Source organism: Psychrobacter sp. UBA5136 (assembly GCF_002414005.1).
Classification (GTDB): domain Bacteria; phylum Pseudomonadota; class Gammaproteobacteria; order Pseudomonadales; family Moraxellaceae; genus Psychrobacter.
Genome location: NZ_DHYG01000063.1, coordinates 81,547 through 102,670, shown reverse-complemented (window position 1 = coordinate 102,670; position 21,124 = coordinate 81,547). Strand labels below are relative to the sequence as shown.

Genomic DNA, 21,124 nt, shown 5'->3' with positions numbered 1-21,124 from the left:
ATCTCTGCTAATTGATGACACACCCTAGTTTTACCAAAAAACTTACCTTATCTGTCCAATCTTCGACCACTTGTGGTATTATTCCTTTGTTTTTTATGGTTAGTTTAATACTCGATTATGGTTGTCTCAATTGTGCTCATTGCTAGACGCTACTTATATCTGTGATATATAAAGGTTTTTCTATGTTTTTCAATTCATCAAAGTTATTAAGTGTGGCGTCTATACTTGTGATTAGCATACTCACGGGTTGCTCTAGTATCAATGCTGGACTACAAGCAGGTGAACTACCACCTAGTGGGACATTTATCGCTGACAATGGTTTACAGTTTAATGTGCAACCATTAAATCTAGCTACTTTGCCGCCTAAGCAAGCGATTGTTACTGATAATGATTTGTATACTTTAGCCAAAACCTCCGGGCGAGTAGAATATCGTATTGAGCAAGGGGATATCATAAGCGTTACCCTTATTGATTATCCGGATATTAATGCATCGACATCAAGTCTGACAGTCGATCAACAAGGCTTTATTCAATTCCCTCTAATAGGTCGTATTAAAGCCAGTGGCATGAGTGTGCCACAATTTACTGCTACCTTACAAAGTAAACTACAACGTTATCTTAAGTACTCTGATCCACAAGTGAAGATTATAAATTATCGTGGTAGTAAATTCTTTATTGATGGGGATGTTAAGCAGTCTGGTGAGTTTGCTATTGCTGATGTACCAGTATCTCTATACAGTGCAATTTCTATGGCAGGTGGAGCAACGGTTACCGGGGACTCGAATAATATAGTGCTTAGCCGCCGAGGAAAAAGTTATAATTTAGGGTTGCAGTCGTTACGCCAAATGGGCCTATCAGCCAACCAAATATATTTACAGGATGGCGATTCTATTCATGTCAATAGCCAAGACCGTAATAAAGTATATGTTTTGGGTGAGTTCGGTCAAGTAGAGCCAGTGCCTATTTTAGAGCAAGGTATTAGTTTAGCGCAGGTTTTGGGTGAATCTAGAGGGCTTAATTCTGCTACGGCAAATGCGGCTAAAATATATGTGGTACGTGATAATTTAAATACACGAGCGACAGATATTTACTATGTAGATATGCAGACCATAACCAGCTTTGCGCTAGCCAATCGTTTCGAGATGCACCCGAATGATATTGTTTATGTCGATCCAACTGGCTTAACGCGTTGGAATCGTGTTATCAGCGCTATTTTACCTTCTACATCAGCTATTAGATCGCTCTCAGGCTTATAGGTATTGGGTTTATAAATAATAGGTAATAATTATTATGGCATTTGATAATATTTTAGTGGTGTGTGTCGGCAATATTTGCCGTAGTCCCATGGCAGAAGCGTTATTAAAACAACGTTACCCTCATAAAAATATCGATTCTGCAGGGGTAGGGGCTTTAGTCGGGCACTCTGCAGATCCTGCCGCGCTAGAGATTATGACTAAACAAGAAATCGATATCACTAGTCATGTCGCCAAACAAATCGATGAAGGTTTGGCAAAAAAAGCGGATTTGATTTTTACTATGTCAGACAGTCAGACCAAATGGATCGAAGAGCGCTGGCCGTTTTGTCGCGGCAAGACTTTTAAGCTCGGTCATTGGCAAGACAAAGATATTGCCGACCCCTATAAACATGAGATGAGTGCGTTTCAGACAGCATATCAAGATATTGTTGTTAGCCTAGAACAGTGGGCCGATAAAATTAGCTAAATAGCTGCTATTAAACGATTAACCTTAAGTGATGACCATACAGTTATGAATACAGATTCAAAGAACTTATCAAACGCTGCTTCTAAAGAAGATAATGACGAAATTGATCTTATGGCGCTACTGTTTGCCATTTTGCGTGGCTGGAAAGTCATTGTGTTTTTTGCTGTATTAGGGTTGGTGATAGGGATTTTGTATAGCAGATACGTCAATCCTACTTTTAAGTCGGATGCACTGATCCAAATTGAAGAGAATTCTAAGGGCGTTGCCGCATTAGGTGCGGATATTTCTGAGCTGATTGGCTCTGAAGTCAGTAAAGCCCAAGCAGAAGCAGAGCTGATAAGATCGCGTATGATCTTAGAGCCAGTGGTTAATTTGTTACATCTACGAATTCGTTTGTCCGATCCTAATATTGGCGCGTTGGATAGAATCAAGAGCAATAGTACGGATACTCAAATAAATAAACCGGAAGGTGTCTCTCTTAAAACCGAAGATGGTGAAGTAAAAATTAGCCAATTTAATGTCTCACAAGAGTATTTAAATCAACCTTTTACTTTGACACGCTCCGCGACAGGATTTGTGTTAACTAATGGTTTTGATGATTTTAAAGGTCAGATCGGTAAGGGCTATTTATTTAAAGGCACAGACGGTCAGATTCAAATCACAGTCAATGATCTTCCAGCTGATGGCTACTCGGTGAATATTACCAAGCAATCTCTTCAAACCACGACTGACCAGATAAATAGCGCCCTATCTGTGGTTGAAAAAGGTAAGCAGACAGGCATTATTCAGCTATCTATGACGGGTGCCAATCAGCAACAAACCAGCTTGATATTAAAACAAATTGTCTTATCTTACATTGATCAAAATCAGTCGCGTGGTTCTGAAGAAACCACTAAAACCATTAGTTTTATGGAAACGCAGATTCCAACGTTAAAGAAAAAACTGGAAGACTCTGAAGCAGTATTTAATGATTTCCGTAAAAAGTACGGCACTATTGATGTAGGCAAAGAAGCAGAGCTATTATTGACAGAAAACTCGCAAATCGATGCCCAACTCAATGAATTGAAGCTTAAAAAAGCGGATCTCACAACTTACTACACAGAAGAGCACCCTTTGGTTGTCCAGATCAATGAGCAACTGGCGGTACTTAATGCTAGAAAAAATGAGATAGACGATACTATCGCCGGTTTACCTGAGATTCAAAGAGAGTTCTTACAGCTCTCTGCCGATACTACAATCAATAGAGAGATTTATCTAACGCTACTTAAAAACTATGAGCAATTAAAAATTGTCCGAGCGGGACAAAGTGGCTTTGCGCGAATTATTGACCTGCCCATCAGTACTGATAGAGCCATTGCTCCAAAAAAACTGCTAATCATTACTTTGGCAGCATTATTAGGAGCGATGCTTGGAACGATGCTGGTACTGCTTAAAAATATGCTTAGAAATGTGGTCAAAGACCCTGAGCGTATTGAGGGTAAAACAGGCGTCCCTGTAGTAGCAACGATTCCACGTTCGCCACTACTCACCAGACTACGTAAAAATAAGAAAGCGCCAAATCGTTTGTTGGCCTATGTTGATAATAATAGTTTGAGCTATGAAGCTATTAAGAGCTTAAGAACGAATCTAATGTTCGGCATGCCAGTAGAAGGGCGGGCTGGTCAGCGCGCCAAAGTTATCTTGATTACTGGCGAAAGCCCAGGCGTTGGTAAGTCATTTATCTCTGCAAATCTGACAGAAGTATTTGCGCAGTTAGATAAAAAAGTGCTGATTATCGATGCTGATATGCGCTTGGGTGAGCTACATAGAATGTTTAGCATGAGCCAAGATAATGGCTTGGCGGACTATTTATCACAGGATGTAACTCATTTATCAAAACCTAATACCCAAATAGCAGAAGTTATTACTAGCCAAGAGAGTAATAACCTAGCAAGCTTTATTCATCCAACAGGCATAGATAATATTGACTTTATGCCACGCGGCCAGCATCCGCGTAACCCTGCTTCATTATTATCCAATGGCAGTTTTAATCATTTAATGGCAGAGCTTAATTTGCACTATGATTATATTTTAATCGACTCGCCACCAGTATTGGCTGCCTCTGACGCTATGATACTAGCCCAGCACGCGGATAAGGTATTGATGGTCACTAGATACGACGATTCTATAGAAGGGCAGCTGGTTTATGCGGTTAATCAGATGAATAAAGCCAATATAAAGGTCGACGGTATCATTCTCAACGATGTACAACAAGGGATTATGAGCAAATATAGTTATCACTATAGTTATGCTTATGGTAATAACCAATAGTTAGCTTTTTGGGGATTCTACCAAAATTCACGTTTTTAAGTGGTTGAGTGTTATGTCTACTAATTCAAAACCGTCAAGTGATTATCCATCACTTAATGGCAAAACTGGCTGGCTACAATGTATAGCCGAATACTTGTTATCGTTGCCCCGTAGTGTAAAACGAGCGATTTTACTCACTACAGACTTGGCAATGTCTTTAGTTTGTCTGTTCTTAGCGTTGTCGTTGCGCTATGGTGATATCGCTCATAACATTAGTCCTATTATATTATTATCTTATGGTACGCTGCCCATCGTCGGTTTATATTTGATTGGTTTTTATAAAGGCGTCGCACGTGGTTTTTTAGATACGGTGATGGGTAGTGTCGCAAAGCTATTCTTTGTGCTCATCGTTGTTTACGAGATTATCATCTATTTAAATCCTTCAGAAGATATACCGCGCTCCGTTCCCATTATCTTTCTATTTTTCTTCTTTATCTGGTTATGGAATAGTCGTCTTATTATTCGTGAGATTTTAATGCGCTGGAGCGGTAGAGCCCAGCGTCGCCTTAAAGACGATGGTGTTTATGATAATGTTGTTATTTACGGCGCCGGAGAGGCTGGTCGAGATTTATTAGAGGGTTTAAGAAACTCACATAAATATAATGTTGTGGCTTACGTTGATGATGATCCACAGCTTGCTGGTGCTTATTTGCTCGGTAAAAAGATTTATCCGGCTCATGATTTAGTAAGCTTAGTAGAAGAATTAGATATTGCGCAGGTATTTTTAGCTATTCCTTCTATCAGCCGCGCGCAAAAACGCCAGATTATAGATAAACTTTCGGGCATCGCTATAAAGATTAAAGAATTGCCCAGTCTAGAGGAAATCGCTGACGAAAAAGTGACCGTCAGTAGTATGCGCAAAGTGGATATCTTAGATGTGCTAGACAGACAGACTGTCGAACCTGATGAAAAATTGCTACAGATGAATATTAAAGATAAGTGCGTGTTAGTTACAGGCGCTGGTGGTTCTATCGGTAGCGAGCTATGTCGTCAAGTAATCAAGAATAAGCCAAAATGCCTAGTACTCTATGAGCTGTCCGAGTTTGCGCTTTATAGCGTCCATCAAGAGCTAACCATTAAGCAAGCAAATACGCCTGCTTATCAAGATATTAAAATCGTTGCAGTCATCGGTAATGTCACCAATGAATCCAACCTGCTTAGAATACTGAATCTCTATAACATCCAAACGGTTTATCATGCAGCTGCCTATAAACATGTGCCAATGGTAGAGCATAATCCTTTTGAAGGTGTTATTAATAATACTAAAGGTACTTATCACTGTGCCCGAGCCGCGATTGCAGCAAATGTTGAGACTTTTGTTTTAATCTCGACCGATAAAGCAGTAAGACCGACCAATGTAATGGGCGCTTCTAAGCGTTTGGCAGAATTGGTTTGCCAAGCACTAAGCCAGACGGATAGCCAGACCTGCATTAGTATGGTGCGTTTTGGTAATGTCCTAGGCTCGTCAGGCTCTGTAGTACCGTTATTTACCAAGCAGATCGAGCAAGGTAAGCCGATTACGGTCACCCATCCTGATGTGACTCGGTATTTTATGACGATTCCAGAAGCAGCAAATTTAGTTATCCAAGCGGGTGCAATGGCATCAGGTGGTGAGGTGTTTGTGCTTGATATGGGAGAACCAGTCAAGATTGTCGATTTGGCGCAGCGAATGATTCACTTAAGTGGTTTTGATATTAAAGATGCCGCCCATCCTGAGGGTGATATCGAAGTGATTTTCACTGGACTTAGAGATGGAGAAAAGCTTTATGAAGAGCTCATCATCGGTGAGGATAATGTTGAATCAACTGATCATCCCCTTATCATGCAAGCGCTAGAACACCATTTTCCATTGGATGAGCTTGAATCAGTATTGTTTGAGCTGACTGAAAAGCAAAAACAATTCGATGTCCCTTGGCTAAAACAACAGTTTAAGCAGTTTGTAGCAGGTTATCAAGAAGGCTCTAAAGCTGCATAACTCTCAATAAATACCCCAAATGCTATTCTTCAACTAAAGTTGGTTAGATGAACAAAGGAAAATTATGCTAGATATTAACAATATAAAAATAGCTGTTATCGGACTTGGCTATGTGGGTTTGCCTCTAGCCGTTGAGTTTGGTAAGCATCTGCCAGTAGTAGGCTTTGATATTAATGCCAGTCGTATAGAAGCCCTGTGTGCAGGTATAGATCATACCTTGGAAGTCAGTGATGAAGAGCTGACCCAAGCATCGCATTTGAATTATAGCTCAGATATACAAGCGCTTAAAGACTGTAATTTTTTTATTGTTACGGTCCCGACACCGATCGATGGCTATAAACAGCCCGACCTTACTCCTTTAATTAAAGCTTCAGAAGCTATCGGTAGTCTCCTTAAAAAGACGACATTGTGGTTTATGAGTCGACCGTTTACCCTGGGGCCACAGAAGAAGTTTGTATTCCGGTGTTAGAGAAAGTTTCTGGATTAACCTTCAATCAAGACTTTTATGCCGGTTATAGTCCTGAACGTATTAACCCGGGTGATAAAGAGCATCGTGTTACCAATATTTTAAAAGTAACGGCAGGCTCAACACCTGAAGTCGCTGATTTCGTGGATGAAGTATACAATTTAATTATTACTGCCGGCACTCACAAAGCAGCAAGCATCAAAGTAGCTGAAGCAGCAAAGGTGATTGAAAATACCCAGCGCGATGTGAATATTGCCCTTATCAATGAGCTTGCCGTTATCTTTAATAAAATGGGTATCGATACGCAGGCAGTACTAGAAGCTGCAGGCACCAAATGGAACTTTTTGCCATTCCGTCCAGGTCTGGTCGGTGGGCATTGTATCGGTGTCGACCCATACTACCTTACGCATAAGGCGCAAGCGATTGGCTACAATCCTGAGATTATTTTGGCAGGTCGTCGCCTCAATGATGGCATGGGCGAATACGTCACCACGCAGCTTATTAAAACCATGATCAAAAAGCGCATTCAGGTTGAAGGGGCAAAAGTCCTGGTCTTAGGGCTGAGTTTCAAAGAAAACTGCCCTGATGTGCGTAATACCAAGGTCATCGATATCGTCCATGAGTTAGAAGAATATAATATCGAAGTCGATGTTTATGACCCTTGGGTAGATGCTGTAGAGGCTCAAAAAGAGTACGGTGTTAAGCCTGTCAATGAGCCTACAGCCAATAGCTATGATAGTATTATTTTAGCAGTAGCTCACAGTGAGTTTGTCGATATGGGCGTAGCGCATATAAGAAGTTTAGGTAAACATAATCATGTGCTATATGATCTAAAGTATGTCTTCACTAAAGAAGATACTGATATCCGCTTATAGCCTTTTAAAGTTACATAAGAAAACCATACAAGAGAGATATTATGACTGCGATCGCGTACGAGAAGGTAAAAGAGATACTAGTACAAGCTCCCAAAACTTGGCTAATTACTGGGGTTGCTGGGTTTATTGGCTCTAATTTGCTTGAGACACTATTATTGCTTGATCAAAAAGTGGTTGGGTTAGACAATTTTGCTACAGGTTTTCAGCATAATTTAGATGAAGTAAAGAGTTTAGTAAGCGCTGAGCAGTGGGAGAGCTTTACTTTTATAGAGGGTGATATTCGTAATTTAAATGACTGTCAGGCAGCATGTATAGGCGTTGATTACGTGCTGCACCAAGCAGCGCTAGGCTCAGTTCCTCGCTCACTAGCTGACCCTATCACCACTAATGAAGTTAACATCTCAGGCTTCTTGAACATGTTAACCGCTGCTCGTGATGCAGAGGTGAAGAGTTTTACCTATGCAGCCAGTAGCTCAACTTATGGCGACCATCCTGGCTTACCAAAAGTAGAAGACAAGATTGGTAAGCCGCTATCCCCTTATGCGGTCACTAAATATGTGAATGAGCTGTATGCCGATGTATTCACTCGCTCTTATGGATTTAAGAGTGTAGGCTTACGCTACTTCAATGTGTTTGGTCGTCGTCAAGACCCAGACGGTGCTTATGCAGCGGTAATCCCTAAGTGGACTGCTGCCATGATTAAAAATGACACGGTATTTATCAATGGTGATGGCGAGACCAGCCGCGACTTCTGCTATATCGAAAATACAGTACAAGCCAATATCTTAGCAGCCACGACTCAGAATGAAGACGCTACCAATCAAGTATATAATGTTGCTGTTGGTGATCGTACAACACTTAATGAGTTGTTTAATGCCATTAAATCAGCATTAGCAGATAACGGTGTGACCTATGAGCAGGAGCCGACCTATCGTGACTTTAGACCAGGTGATGTGCGTCATAGCCAAGCGGATGTGAGTAAAGCCAATAGCTTATTGGGCTATGAACCAGAATTTAATATCTCTAAAGGTATTAATGAAGCCATGGCTTGGTATGTTGCCTCACTAAACAATAAACTGTAGTTGAAATTATATGTTAAGCGTAATAAAAGAGCTCTTTTCTTTACTTTCGGACAAACAGCGTAAGCATTTTTACATACTGCAGTTCTTAGTCATTCTAATGGCTTTTACAGAGCTTTTAGGTATCGCCTCTATTGCCCCTTTTATGGCATTAGTAGGCGATCCTAGCTTATTACAGCAGGAAGGCATTTACTCTAAGCTTTACCAGCTTTCTCGAATAAACAATCCTGTCGACTTTCTATTTGTTGCAGGCTGTCTAGTGCTCTTAATGCTTACCATATCTACCATAGTTTCTATGCTTACTACATGGCGTTTAGCCGTATATGGAGCAAGTGTGGGTACAGAGCTGTCTGACCGCCTATACACTTACTATATGCAGCAGTCTTGGTTATTTCATGCCAGTGGGAGTAGTGCCCAGCTTACTAAACAAGTCTCTACTGAGGCTAATAGGATCAGTAATGGTATTATTCAGCCTTTAATGAATCTTAATGCTAAGCTAGTATTGGCCTTATTTATTTCAATCAGTATCTTTATCTACAATCCTATAATAGCTCTAGCAGGCATATCTGCTTTTGTTTTAGCTTATATGATCATGTATAAGCTTGTTCGTAAGTCGCTCATATTTAATGGTCGTAGACTCTCAGCAGCCTCTACCCACAGGTTTAGGTTAATGAACGAAGGCTTTGGTGGTATTAAGGATGTATTGCTATTAGATCGGAGATATGACTTTATAAATAAGTTTACAGAGCACGGAGGACTGCAAGCTAGAGCAGTGGGAACCAATAATACTATCAGTATGGTACCAAGATTCTTTGTAGAGCTACTGGCTTTCGGGGCTATGATTAGCTTAGTGCTCGTCTTAATAAAAAGTTATGACGGAAACTTAGGACAGGTTCTTCCTATACTGGCTATTTATGCTTTGGCTTGTTTTAAACTATTGCCTGCTTTACAGCAAATATATTCTAGTATTACACAGATTAAAGGTAACTCTGCAGCTTTTGAAGCTGTAAAACAAGACTTAAAACAATCAGAAATTACTCAGAATGAGCTAAATGCAAAGACAAAATTTCCTAAGCTAAAGCTTGAGCAACAAATTAGGCTTGATGATATTAGTTTTGCTTATCCAAACAAAGAGAAGTACGCTCTCCATAATGTCAGCATCTCTATTCCTGTCAATCATGTCATAGGCATTGTGGGATCTTCGGGTTCAGGTAAGTCCACGTTAATTGATATTATTCTAGGGTTACTCCCCCCTCAATCTGGTGAAATATATATTGATGACACACTTGTCACTAAAAATAATATCAGAGGTTGGCAAAATAACTTAGGCTTTGTCCCTCAAAGCATCTTCTTAAGTGAAGGTAGTATTGCTGAAAATATTGCTTTTGGGATATCCGCTAATGAGATTGATTATAATCAAGTGCTGAAGGCTATTGAGCTGGCACATTTAACTGAACTGGTTGAAGAGTTACCTAAAGGACTTCATACCAAAGTGGGTGAGCGTGGGGTTCAGCTATCTGGCGGCCAACGTCAGCGTATTGGTATTGCACGGGCTTTATACAATGAAGCAGACATCTTAATATTTGATGAAGCAACGAGCGCGCTTGATGGCATTACTGAGAAAATTATTATGGATGCCATCCATGACTTTACTGGTCAAAAAACCATTATCATGATTGCCCACCGCCTGAAGACCGTACAAAAGTGCGACACCATCTATCTAATGGAAAAAGGCCAAGTTATTGATCAAGGCACCTACCAACAGCTTGTGGATAATAATCCTAAATTTAGAGAGATGGCAGAGCATTCTTAGAGAAACTACATTCCTAATATCATAAGTATATAAAAGCAAGGAACTTTAATGGCACATATATTTAAACATCCTACAGAGTATTCAAAAGGCATTATTGTATTTACTCATAAAGAGTTTAACTTATTCAACTATAAGTTTAGACCTAATCAAATGATGGTTCGCAATCCTAAGGTATTTCTCAATAAATCATATAAGAATTTATTAGTCAAAAACTATTTTGATAAGCAAATAGATTTAATAAGGAATAAATATCTTATAGGTATACACTGGGGGTTTGCATCAAAGGATATAGTATCTCCTAAATGGGTAGACTTCCATATGACAGCAAATGGGACAGCTACCTTTGTAAATAATCCATTTATAATTCCTCTGAACTCAGCAAACTTCACACCCGAAGTCATGAGAAATAATAATATAGAAAAGTATTGGGATATAATATGTGTTGCAAAAAATGATCACAAAAAAAATTATCCAAAATTACTCAAATCGATTAGAAATATATACGATAGTGGATATCAATATAAGGTTTTATTCATAATTGCATCTAATAAGAATGAGGACTCGCATAATTTCTATACCAATATTTTGGATGACTACTTTAGTATGTTTAATTCTAAAGAAAGAGAACTCTTTACTATCATAAAAACTCATCCTGAGACTGGCTTTCAAGGTTTTTCTTACTCATTCCTTTCACATATGTATAACCAATCTAAAGTTTTCACTATTTTCTCTCAAAAAGAAGGAGAGTGTCGGGTTATTAAGGAGGCTCAACTTTGTGGCCTCCCTATAGTTGTTAAATCCGATATGGAAGGAGGTGGAAGAGATTATTTAAACAAAAATAATTCAATTTATTTTGATGATTATGAACAGGCTCATAAATCCTTAATTAATGCTGTTGAAAGCTATAATAACTTTGATTTTGATACCGTTAATTTGAGAAAAGATCTTAGTGAGTCGAGTTCAATTGAAAAGCTTCATGAATATTTCAAAGTGCTTTTTGAAAATCATAACCAAGAATATGACCGAAAACTCACTAATTTAGATAATTTAAATAGAAGACTGCCAGCTCACTATTTTGATCAATCTATTACCTGGGCTAGTTCTGAGAAGTTTCGATTCACTACGACTGATATTACAAATAGTAAAATGCTTAATCAATTCTGTAACGCTTTGGATTTGGAGTAATAAATGAAGTTAAACTTATTTAATGTAGAGCTTAGCATATCTAGAAAAAACAGTCATGTAACTTCTGATTTGTCAAAAAAAGATATTGATGAACTTAATGCTGAGCATATTCAAAATATCTTAATGAATGGTAAAGATTATTATATTGATAAATCTCAAGATATCAGCTTACCTACTGCCGATGATAAAAATAAAATTTCAGATGCAGTTCAAAGATTGAGTAATGATGGTATCTTTATTACTCCAAGCTTTGTAGAAGCCAGTCATATCGAAGAGCTATGTCAACTTATTGAAAGCTACAGCAATGACTTTTTATTAAAACTTAAAAAAGAGAAATATTATGAAGATGAGCTAGCTCTTATTCAAACTAAGCAGTGTAAGATAAAAGGATACGCTTCTCTGGCTGCATATCCAAAAGCAACCTTAGATATAAGATCAGGCTCTGATGAGGGTATGATTGACATATTTAATGTTGATAAGTTACTGAAAGGAACTAAAGGTGAAAAGATAATTGATCAAATAGTAAATAACCATTTTCTGAATAACTTACTAAACTCACTACCTACTCCACTAGTTATACGAAACTTAAACTCTTATGTAAACTCAGGAATAACTAGTACTCGTGGGTTTCATGTTGACACATATCAAGAACAGATAAAGATTTTTATATATTTAACCGATGTCTTAGAACTCGATAATGGCCCTTACACCTATGTTAAAGGTAGCCATAAGGACTCGCATTATCATCGAATAAATCAATATCTATCTAAAAACCAAAAGGCCAAAACCGAAACACCTGTTGTACCTTTTGATCAAGTATATCCAATACTAGCCCCTAAAGGTTCTCTTGTTATATCTGATCAATCTGGTAGCCATAGAGGTTTTCCACAATCTAAAACAGGTAAAAGAAGAGTCTTGACTATTAACTGTGCTCCAAAATAACACCTTAAGCTAAAAACTAAATATAGAGTAGAAATTATGCTAACAAACAAAACAATTCTAATCACAGGCGGTACAGGTTCATTCGGTAACACCTTCGTTCCAATGACCCTAGCTAAATACAATCCTAAAAAAGTTATCATCTTTTCACGCGATGAGATGAAACAATGGGATATGGCGAAAAAATTCGTTGGTGATGACAGGGTTCGTTTTTTCATTGGCGATGTCCGTGACAAAGAACGTTTATACCGTGCATTAGATGGCGTAGATTATGTCGTTCATGCGGCTGCAACCAAAATTGTTCCTACAGCCGAATATAACCCTTTTGAATGTGTAAAAACTAATATTAATGGTGCCATGAACTTAATCGATGCTTGTATTGATAAAGGCGTGAAAGGTGTCGTAGCACTTTCTACAGATAAAGCCAGTAGCCCGATTAACCTTTATGGTGCTACTAAACTTGCCTCTGATAAGTTGTTTGTAGCAGCTAACTCTTATTCTGGAGAGCATGGTACTAAGTTCTCAGTCGTACGTTATGGAAATGTAATGGGCTCTCGTGGTTCAGTTATTCCATTCTTTATGTCTATTAAAGACAAAGGTGTGTTGCCAATTACAGACGACCGTATGACCCGCTTTATGATTTCTTTAGAAGACGGCGTTGAATTAGTATGGCATGCCTTTGAAGATATGGTAGGCGGTGAAATCTACGTTAAAAAGATTCCATCGATGAAAATGACAGACTTAGCTCGTGTTGTAGCTCCAGAAGCAAAGCAAGAGGTTATTGGTATCCGCCCAGGTGAAAAGCTACATGAGCAAATGATTAGTGTTGAAGATGCTTATTATACTTACGAGTATCCAGAGCACTTCAAAATTTTACCTACTATCAATAAATGGGCAACTGATCCTGCACGAATCAAAGATGGTAAACGTGTTCCTGAAGGGTTCGAATACGCCAGTGATAACAATAGCGAATGGATGAGCGACGCTGATCTGCAAGAGTGGATAGACATTAACCGTGATAAAATCGGGAGTATCTAAATGATTCCTTATGGCCGCCAAGATATTAATCAACAAGATATTAATGCTGTTGTTGAAGTTCTCAAATCAGATTTTCTGACTCAAGGTCCTAAAGTTCCTGCATTTGAACAAGCGGTCAAGGAAGCTTGTAATGCAAAATATGCTTTGGCGGTCAATAGTGCCACATCTGCATTGCATATTGCTTGTATTGCATTGGGGTTAGAAAAAGGTGATTGGATTTGGACAACACCAAATACTTTTGTCGCTTCAGCAAATTGCGGACTGTACTGCGGTGCACAAGTTGATTTTGTGGATATTGATTCCAGTACTTATAATCTATGTGCGAAAGAGTTAGAGAAGAAACTGATTGATGCCGAAAAATCGGGAAAATTACCCAAAGTAGTGGTTCCGGTACACTTCAGTGGTCAGCCTTGCGATATGGAAGCGATTTATAATTTATCCAAAAAGTACGGCTTCAAAATTATTGAAGATGCTTCGCATGCCATCGGTGGTAAATATAAAGGCGAGCCTATTGGTAATTGTCGATATAGTGATATTACTGTATTTAGCTTCCATCCTGTAAAAATAGTGACTACCGCTGAAGGTGGCATGGCAGTGACTAATAATGCTGAGTTGGCAGAAAAATTAGACCTATTTCGTAGTCATGGTATTACGCGTAACTCTAGCCTCATGACCAAACCTATGGATGGTCCTTGGTATTATGAACAAATAGAGTTAGGTTTTAATTATCGCATGACAGAATTGCAAGCAGCGTTAGGCGTCTCTCAGATGCAGCGCTTAGATGAGTATGTAGCTAAACGTCATGAGCTAGCTGATCATTATAATGAGTTACTAAAAGAGCTGCCTATTACATTGCCCTGGCAACATGAGGATAGCTATTCTGGTCTGCATCTATATGTCATTCGTTTACAGTTAGATAAGATATCCAAAACGCACCTTGAGGTATTTAATGGTATGCGTGACGCAGGCATCTTAGTGAACCTTCACTATATTCCAGTACACTTGCAGCCCTACTATCAAGAAATGGGCTTTAACGAAGGTCAATTCCCTGAAGCTGAGCAATACTATAAAGAAGCTATCAGTTTGCCTATGTTCCCAACCATGACTGAAGAGCAGCAAAACCAAGTAGTAGATACTTTAAGAGAGTTATTGGTATGAAAGTAGCTGTTATTCCTGCACGTGGCGGAAGTAAACGCATACCTCGTAAAAATATTAAAGAGTTTTGCGGAAAACCCATGATTGCATGGGCGATTGAAGCTGCAAAAAATAGTGGTTGCTTTGATTACATCATTGTATCCACTGATGACTCAGAAATTGCTGAGGTAGCTAAAAACTGGGGGGCAGTTGTCCCCTTCATGCGCCCGAAAGAGCTATCCGATGATCATACTGCAACTCGCCCAGTTATCAACCATGCTATTAAAGAGTTTGAAAAGCTTTATGGGCCAATTGATTATGTATGTTGTATCTACGCTACATCTCCTTTACTTGATGAGAAGTACATAAGAGAAGCGTACAGTGAACTAATCAACTCAAATAAGAACTTTGTTTTCTCTGCTGGTGAGTTCAGCTATCCCATTCAACGAGCCTTCAAGTTTCTAGAAAACGGAGGCCTTGAACGGACAAATCCGCAGCACCGTAATACACGCTCTCAAGATTTAGAACGTACTTTTCATGATGCAGGCCAGTTCTACTGGGGTAAAACTCAAGCTTTTCTCGACAACCTTGATTCAGTATCTGAAAGTAGTACCGCATATGTACTTCCATCCTTTGCAGTACAAGATATAGATACTGAAGATGACTGGATTAGAGCTGAGCTAATGCGAAAGTCTTTAGACTATAAGGTAAATCAGTGATTGTATTTAGAACAGACGCAAATTCGAGTATTGGGTTTGGGCATTTAATAAGATGCCGAGCAGTTGCGTATACAATAAAAAACATGGGCCATGATGTGGCTATGATTGGACCTTCTTTATTATACAAAACTAAAGAAGATGATCTAGTATTTAAGCATTGGATTCCTATTGATTCATGGGAGGACAGCTTTCAAGATGCTTGCTTTTTATTAGACGTTTATAAGCAAATAAATGGTAAGTTTATTGTCTTAGATGACTATAGAATCAATGCAGAGTATCTAAATACTTTACGAAGCTATGGTATTAAGACTCTTCAGTTTCAAGCAAACTTCAATGCCTCTTTAAACGTTAATCTAATTCTCAATACTAGTCCCGCTGCAACAAAAGAAAAGTATCATTTTAGTCAATTAACAAATGCTAAATTTCTCTTAGGAGCCAAATATGCAATTCTACGTGATGAGTTTCTAAATAATAACATTAAAGATAGCGAAGACGACAAGGTTCTCGTTTGTTTCGGAGGTGGTTCTGATAGAGGTGCTATTGAATTAACTTTAAACTCGGTTTGTAAACACTTTCCAAATTATCAATTTACTATTATAAGTGGAAAGCATAATCCTAATAATGAACTACTTAAAGAGATAATCGAAAGTTTACACTCTAATGTGAACTTAATGATAAATCCTAACAATGTTCCAGTACTATACTCAGAATGCAGCTTTATGATTACTGCTGGAGGGGGGACAACCTTTGAAGCTGCCTTTTATAGAATCCCTATGCTCATTATTGCTACAGATGAAAAACAAATTAACCAGTCTAAAGCGTGGAGCAATTTGGGAGCAGGCTATTACATAGGGCCAGTAGACAAGGTATCTTCTGAACAACTTATTAGCTCATTCGATAGCCTAATTACAGAGCGCTCTTACTTTGAACAAAAACTTACTGGCTTAGTAGATGGTTTAGGCAAGGTAAGAATAGCTCAAGAAATAATTCAATTAATTCATTAATTCATGGTAAAAAAATGACTAATATAATTTTATTTGGTAACCAACCACTGGCTAGTTGGGTAGTTGATACTATTCAGAAGTCTAATGCACTGAATCTTATCGGTGTAGTAACAGAAGATACAAATAGAGACTTCAGTCATCACAAAATTGACTTACCAGCCTTATATGAATATGCATCGAATAATAATATACCAATATTAGATGACTCACAGCTAATACTAGAGCTAGAGCAGAGACCTATCATGGGACTAACTGTAAGATGGCCTAAGCTTATTAAGGAAGATGTAATTAATAAATTTGAACAAGGCATTTTAAACTTTCATGGTGGCTTTCTACCTAGATGGAGAGGACTTAATATACCAACTCACGTTATAATGGAAGGCGCCACTCACTCTGGAGCAACTCTTCATTATCTAGATAAACATATAGATACTGGGCCTATACTTGCTAGACAAAACTTTGAAGTTAATAGCCAAATGACTGCCTATGATATTTTCCTTAAAACACAATCTACTCTACAAAGCTTATTTTTAGATAATATAGATAAAATCAATCTAGGTAAAGAGGCTGCAACCAACCAACAAATTTTCTTGAATAATGATGAAGTTGCTCAATCTTATAACTCTAATCACGCACAAGGTAATAGATCATTTCATTTCAGTGATGAGCCATATATATTGGAGAGGGCTGCTCGCGCCTTTGAATTTCCAGGGTATGAAAGAGCTTATATTGAGATAGGCAATCAAAAAATATATCTTACTCCTGAAAAATCGTCAAAAATCAGAAATAACACAGCCTTAATTGATCCATTTAAAAATAATAGGAAGAAAAAGTGAATATCCTAATCAGCTGCTCTGGTAAACAAGTCAACCTAGTATCTTGGTTTAAAGAACTTCTTGACGAAGAGTCGTATTTGATTGCTTGTGACAATAATGAGTTCTCACCAAGCCTTTCTATAGCTGATAAGTATTTTGTTGCTCCTACTCTTGATTCTCCTAGTTATAAAGATTGGTTCTTCTCTATATGTAAGGAGAACAATGTATCTTTAGTATTAAGTTTGTATGAGCCTGATTTAATTATTTTAGCCTCGATAAAAGATCAGCTTAATAGTATTGGATGCAAGCTAGTAGGTGCTGAAGAAGATACTATTAAGCGTATAACTGATAAATATCTAGCTAAAGAATTGTTGGAAAATGCTGGTATACAATACCCTAAAACAAAGCTTTTATCTGACTTCTCTTTAAATAGTTTCTCTGGCCCGTACATTGTTAAACCACGCTTAGGTAGAGGTAGTAGGGGAATAAAGAAATTTAAAGATATTAATTCAGTACTTGAATATCGGTCTGTAGTAGAAGACCCTTCGGCTTTCGTAGTCCAAGAACTTCTAGATGGTCCTCAGTTCTGTTTCGACATATTAAATGACTTACATTCAAACTTCGTCACTACTTTTATAAGACGTAGATTAAAAATGGGCACAGAAGAGACTGAGGTTGCTATAACTGAAGACAACAAAGAACTGCACCTAGTAGGAAAAAAAGTCTCAGAGGCCTTGAGACACCAAGGAAGTATTGATGTTGAAGCTATTGAACATAATGAAAAGTTCTACATCATTGATATCAATGTCAGATTTGGAGGTAGTTATGCTTTTAGCCATATTGCTGGAGCAAATATTCCTGGGGCACTCATTAGTTGGGCAAGAGGAAAATCAGCACCTTCAGAATATCTAACCCATGAATATGGGGTAGTAGGATCTAAATACAATTCCGTTACGAGGTTGAAATAATATGATTATTAATAATAGAAGTATTGGCAAAGAGTTTGCACCTTATATCATTGCAGAGATGTCTGGTAACCATAACCAATCATTAGATAAAGCACTTGAAATTGTTGATGCTGCAGCAAAATCTGGCGCTCATGCTATCAAGTTACAGACATATACAGCAGATACAATGACTCTAGATATAGCTGAAGGAGAATTCTTTATTTCTGACAAGAACTCTCTGTGGCAAGGTAACGATATGTATTCATTATATCAAAAGGCTCACACGCCATGGGAATGGCATGAAGCAATTATTCAAAGAGCTGCCTCACACGATATGACTTGCTTTAGCTCACCTTTCGATGAAACAGCTGTAGACTTTTTAGAATCACTTAATATGCCTGCTTATAAGATTGCATCATTTGAATCTATTGACTTACCACTAATAAAGAAAGTAGCTCAAACTGGTAAACCAATGATTATATCTACTGGTATGGCCACTTTAGCAGAGATAGATGATGCTGTCCGAACTGCTCGTGAAAATGGCTGCAAAGATTTGGCTATTCTAAAATGCACTAGCACTTACCCTGCCTCTCCAGAAAATACTAACTTAAGAACTATCGCTCATATGCAAGACTTGTTCGGTTGTGAAGTAGGCTTATCAGATCATACTATGGGTATTGGGGCGTCTGTTGCAGCAGTTGCATTCGGCGCTACAATTATCGAGAAGCATTTCACTTTATCCAGAGCAGAAGGGGGTGTTGATGCTGACTTCTCATTAGAACCATATGAGCTTAATAGCCTAGTGACCGAAACAGAGCGTGCCTGGCTAGCTCTAGGTAAAGTACAATATGGTCCTACTGAGGCAGAAAAGAAAGCTCGTCTGCGTAGACGCTCACTATATATTGGTGAGGATATGCAAGCTGGTGATGTCTTAACTACTACAAACTTAAGACGTATTCGTCCTGGCCTTGGTCTACCTCCGAAGTTTTTTGATGTCCTATTAGGTAAAAAAGTTAATCAAAATGTTAAGAAAGGCACTCCTGTTAGTTGGAATTTATTTGACTAGCTATATAGCTGCTACATAAGTTTAAATATTTTATAATTTAACGTATTATGCACTACTATATGTAAAGAATAAGCTATTCCAACTTCACTATTCTGGCTGAAGATTATAACTTACATAGTACTTTTAATGTGTGAAAGCGCTTTGCATTCATAACAGCGCTTTCTGACCATACCAGTGATAGTACAACAGCAGTTACCAGTGTGGCATTAGGTGCCTCTATCATTAAAAAGCACTTCACTTTAGATCGTAACGGTGGTGGTCCTGATGATAGCTTCTCGCTTGAGCCAGAAGATTTAGTTGAGTTGTGCCGAGATAGCAAGACAGCTTGGCAAGCTCTTGGCTCAGTGGACTATGGGCGTAAGTGTAGCTAATAAGGCAATATTAAATTTCGTCGCTCGTTATACTTTGTAAAAGATTTAAAAGCTGGAGATATTATTACTGAAAATGCGGTGCGCAGTGTCAGACCGGGATTCGGGTTGGCTCCAAAGTTTTTGGACGAGGTTGTTGGGAAGAAGGTCTCGGTTGATGTAAAGAAAAATACTGCTGTTAGATTTGATAAAATTAAATAATATAAGATGGTTTCAATATGTTTAAGTGGTATAGCGTAGCTAAAAGAATCCTAGAGAAAGAGCCTGAAGTATGGCTCTCATATCTACAAGGCCAACAACTGGATAAAATAACCCATTTAGCTGAAAGGAAGTCTCGACATTCAGGGTTTTTACTACAGTTTATTAAGCACCCTTATTCAATAGTCAGAACGTTAGACCTAGTCCCACAAAACTCTAATAAAAGTACCAATAAATGTGACTATTATGTTTTTGCAGGTACGAATAATCAATTAAGTTCACTAAGCTCTACAATAGATGCTTTAAAGATAAAGGATCAAAAAGTTATTGCTATTACTTCTGAGTCTCTGGCTTCTGATACAAGATGGAAAGATTATCAGGCGTTAAAGCTTAGTCATAATGATGTCATTAAAAGTATCTTTCTCATGCTAATCCGAACCCCAAAACTATATACTGACTTAAAGAACTTACATCCAAATGCACTAAAGTATTGGTATTCGGAATTTTGTAGCGTATATAGCTATTTAGCTTACTTTGAGAGGACACTAACTGAGAGTCAAGCGTCATGTGTGATTACGTCAAATGATCACAGCATACCAAATAGATGCCTTTTAGCAGTTGCCCATGAACTAGGTATTAAAACTGCCTATTTACAGCATGCTTCTGTAAGTAACATTTTCCCTGCTTTACGTGTTAATTATGCATTCTTAGATGGTGAAAGCGCATTAGATACATACAAACAATGTGAGGCTAATCAACCAGGTACTAATAGAGACATACCTAAGCCAAAAGTGTTCTTAACGGGACAGAAGAAACCTATAAATAAATTTAATAGTAATAAGTCTCTGCCTGCGCAGAATATTGGCTTTGCTATTAATACGCTAGACAATATCAAAGATGTACTTGAGCTTTCTGATCAGTTACTTACTCTTAATAAAAAAATCATTATTAGATGGCATCCAAGACAAGGTAAAAGTGATATAGATCGCTTGAAAAATCACTTCCACGAGGTAGAAAATATTTCTTTTAGCGACCCTTATTTAGAAACTGTTGACCAATATTTTGCACGTACTAGTTGGCTGGTCTCGGGAAATAGCAGTATTCACTTAGAAGCTGCTTTAGCTGGTGTTTTACCAATTTATTATCAGATGTCACCAACTAATAGTCCTGATTATTATGGGTATGTAAAATCTGGTCTAGCAGTCATAGCTGATGACTTTGACGAAATTAAGAACATTATTGAGCAAAAGCCATTGAGTAACAAAGTACGTGATTTAGCAATACGCTACTATAGCTCAACCTATAGTACCCCATGGGAAGGCAATGAAGGTACTTTAGTGGCGGAATGTTTAATTGCATTAAAAGAGGGTCGCTCAACACCAATACAGCCATTAAACTTATAAACACCTATATTATTTAAAGCATACAATCT

General features: G+C 38.1%; 16 protein-coding genes and 2 pseudogenes. All 18 read left to right on the top strand.

From position 1 onward, the window contains the following. Positions 1 to 182 precede the first annotated feature (182 nt). On the top strand, positions 183 to 1,256 hold the full coding sequence (locus B4240_RS10190; protein ID WP_296238913.1) for a polysaccharide biosynthesis/export family protein: 1,074 nt from the start codon (positions 183 to 185) through the stop codon (positions 1,254 to 1,256). A gap of 34 nt (positions 1,257 to 1,290) precedes the next feature. Further along, positions 1,291 to 1,722: a low molecular weight protein-tyrosine-phosphatase gene (locus B4240_RS10185; protein WP_296238911.1), complete on the top strand. Its 432-nt coding sequence runs from the start codon at positions 1,291 to 1,293 to the stop codon at positions 1,720 to 1,722. A 45-nt stretch (positions 1,723 to 1,767) separates the two neighbouring features. Continuing rightward, complete coding sequence (locus B4240_RS10180; RefSeq protein WP_296238910.1) at positions 1,768 to 4,032, top strand: polysaccharide biosynthesis tyrosine autokinase; 2,265 nt, start codon at positions 1,768 to 1,770, stop codon at positions 4,030 to 4,032. A gap of 52 nt (positions 4,033 to 4,084) precedes the next feature. After that, positions 4,085 to 6,046 (top strand): polysaccharide biosynthesis protein, encoded by a 1,962-nt coding sequence (locus B4240_RS10175; protein WP_296238908.1) that lies wholly within the window; start codon positions 4,085 to 4,087, stop codon positions 6,044 to 6,046. Between the two features lie 64 nt (positions 6,047 to 6,110). After that, positions 6,111 to 7,387, top strand: a pseudogene (gene tviB, locus B4240_RS10170) (Vi polysaccharide biosynthesis UDP-N-acetylglucosamine C-6 dehydrogenase TviB). Between the two features lie 41 nt (positions 7,388 to 7,428). Then, complete coding sequence (locus B4240_RS10165; protein ID WP_296238905.1) at positions 7,429 to 8,469, top strand: NAD-dependent epimerase/dehydratase family protein; 1,041 nt, start codon at positions 7,429 to 7,431, stop codon at positions 8,467 to 8,469. Positions 8,470 to 8,479: 10 nt separating this feature from the next. Beyond that, positions 8,480 to 10,279 (top strand): ABC transporter ATP-binding protein, encoded by a 1,800-nt coding sequence (locus B4240_RS10160; RefSeq protein ID WP_296238904.1) that lies wholly within the window; start codon positions 8,480 to 8,482, stop codon positions 10,277 to 10,279. Between the two features lie 48 nt (positions 10,280 to 10,327). Further along, positions 10,328 to 11,464, top strand: coding sequence for a glycosyltransferase (locus B4240_RS10155; RefSeq protein ID WP_296238902.1), 1,137 nt, complete (start codon positions 10,328 to 10,330; stop codon positions 11,462 to 11,464). Between the two features lie 3 nt (positions 11,465 to 11,467). Continuing rightward, positions 11,468 to 12,406: a phytanoyl-CoA dioxygenase family protein gene (locus tag B4240_RS10150; protein WP_296238901.1), complete on the top strand. Its 939-nt coding sequence runs from the start codon at positions 11,468 to 11,470 to the stop codon at positions 12,404 to 12,406. 36 nt (positions 12,407 to 12,442) lie between these two features. Next, positions 12,443 to 13,441, top strand: a complete 999-nt coding sequence (gene pseB / locus B4240_RS10145) for a UDP-N-acetylglucosamine 4,6-dehydratase (inverting) (RefSeq protein WP_296238900.1) — start codon at positions 12,443 to 12,445, stop codon at positions 13,439 to 13,441. Further along, the gene (pseC, locus tag B4240_RS10140) at positions 13,442 to 14,599 is read left to right on the top strand and encodes a UDP-4-amino-4,6-dideoxy-N-acetyl-beta-L-altrosamine transaminase (protein WP_296238899.1); all 1,158 of its coding nucleotides are present in this window, start codon (positions 13,442 to 13,444) and stop codon (positions 14,597 to 14,599) included. Further along, complete coding sequence (gene pseF / locus B4240_RS10135) at positions 14,596 to 15,294, top strand: pseudaminic acid cytidylyltransferase (protein WP_296238897.1); 699 nt, start codon at positions 14,596 to 14,598, stop codon at positions 15,292 to 15,294. The genes pseC and pseF overlap by 4 nt, the downstream gene beginning before the upstream one ends. Then, positions 15,291 to 16,298 carry a PseG/SpsG family protein gene (locus tag B4240_RS10130; protein ID WP_296238896.1) on the top strand — a complete coding sequence of 336 codons (1,008 nt, stop codon included), beginning with the start codon at positions 15,291 to 15,293 and terminating at the stop codon, positions 16,296 to 16,298. Before pseF ends, B4240_RS10130 begins: the two co-directional genes overlap by 4 nt. Positions 16,299 to 16,312: 14 nt before the next feature. Further along, on the top strand, positions 16,313 to 17,134 hold the full coding sequence (locus B4240_RS10125; protein WP_296238895.1) for a formyltransferase family protein: 822 nt from the start codon (positions 16,313 to 16,315) through the stop codon (positions 17,132 to 17,134). Continuing rightward, positions 17,131 to 18,081 carry an ATP-grasp domain-containing protein gene (locus B4240_RS10120; protein ID WP_296238893.1) on the top strand — a complete coding sequence of 317 codons (951 nt, stop codon included), beginning with the start codon at positions 17,131 to 17,133 and terminating at the stop codon, positions 18,079 to 18,081. The genes B4240_RS10125 and B4240_RS10120 overlap by 4 nt, the downstream gene beginning before the upstream one ends. 1 nt (position 18,082) lies before the next feature. Beyond that, on the top strand, positions 18,083 to 19,126 hold the full coding sequence (pseI, locus tag B4240_RS10115; protein WP_296238891.1) for a pseudaminic acid synthase: 1,044 nt from the start codon (positions 18,083 to 18,085) through the stop codon (positions 19,124 to 19,126). A 77-nt stretch (positions 19,127 to 19,203) separates the two neighbouring features. Further along, positions 19,204 to 19,695 (top strand): annotated as a pseudogene (locus B4240_RS10110) (N-acetylneuraminate synthase family protein); the annotation flags it as partial. A 17-nt stretch (positions 19,696 to 19,712) separates the two neighbouring features. Next, positions 19,713 to 21,095, top strand: coding sequence for a hypothetical protein (locus B4240_RS10105; protein WP_296238889.1), 1,383 nt, complete (start codon positions 19,713 to 19,715; stop codon positions 21,093 to 21,095). The last annotated feature ends 29 nt before the right edge of the window (positions 21,096 to 21,124 follow it).

Bases quoted from the DNA above. Each gene is read 5' to 3' on its own strand.
- B4240_RS10190 (WP_296238913.1), top strand. From the start codon at position 183: ATGTTTTTCAATTCATCAAAGTTATTAAGTGTGGCGTCTATACTTGTG.
- B4240_RS10185 (WP_296238911.1), top strand. From the start codon at position 1,291: ATGGCATTTGATAATATTTTAGTGGTGTGTGTCGGCAATATTTGCCGT.
- B4240_RS10180 (WP_296238910.1), top strand. From the start codon at position 1,768: ATGAATACAGATTCAAAGAACTTATCAAACGCTGCTTCTAAAGAAGAT.
- B4240_RS10175 (WP_296238908.1), top strand. From the start codon at position 4,085: ATGTCTACTAATTCAAAACCGTCAAGTGATTATCCATCACTTAATGGC.
- B4240_RS10165 (WP_296238905.1), top strand. From the start codon at position 7,429: ATGACTGCGATCGCGTACGAGAAGGTAAAAGAGATACTAGTACAAGCT.
- B4240_RS10160 (WP_296238904.1), top strand. From the start codon at position 8,480: ATGTTAAGCGTAATAAAAGAGCTCTTTTCTTTACTTTCGGACAAACAG.
- B4240_RS10155 (WP_296238902.1), top strand. From the start codon at position 10,328: ATGGCACATATATTTAAACATCCTACAGAGTATTCAAAAGGCATTATT.
- B4240_RS10150 (WP_296238901.1), top strand. From the start codon at position 11,468: ATGAAGTTAAACTTATTTAATGTAGAGCTTAGCATATCTAGAAAAAAC.
- pseB (WP_296238900.1), top strand. From the start codon at position 12,443: ATGCTAACAAACAAAACAATTCTAATCACAGGCGGTACAGGTTCATTC.
- pseC (WP_296238899.1), top strand. From the start codon at position 13,442: ATGATTCCTTATGGCCGCCAAGATATTAATCAACAAGATATTAATGCT.
- pseF (WP_296238897.1), top strand. From the start codon at position 14,596: ATGAAAGTAGCTGTTATTCCTGCACGTGGCGGAAGTAAACGCATACCT.
- B4240_RS10125 (WP_296238895.1), top strand. From the start codon at position 16,313: ATGACTAATATAATTTTATTTGGTAACCAACCACTGGCTAGTTGGGTA.
- pseI (WP_296238891.1), top strand. From the start codon at position 18,083: ATGATTATTAATAATAGAAGTATTGGCAAAGAGTTTGCACCTTATATC.
- B4240_RS10105 (WP_296238889.1), top strand. From the start codon at position 19,713: ATGTTTAAGTGGTATAGCGTAGCTAAAAGAATCCTAGAGAAAGAGCCT.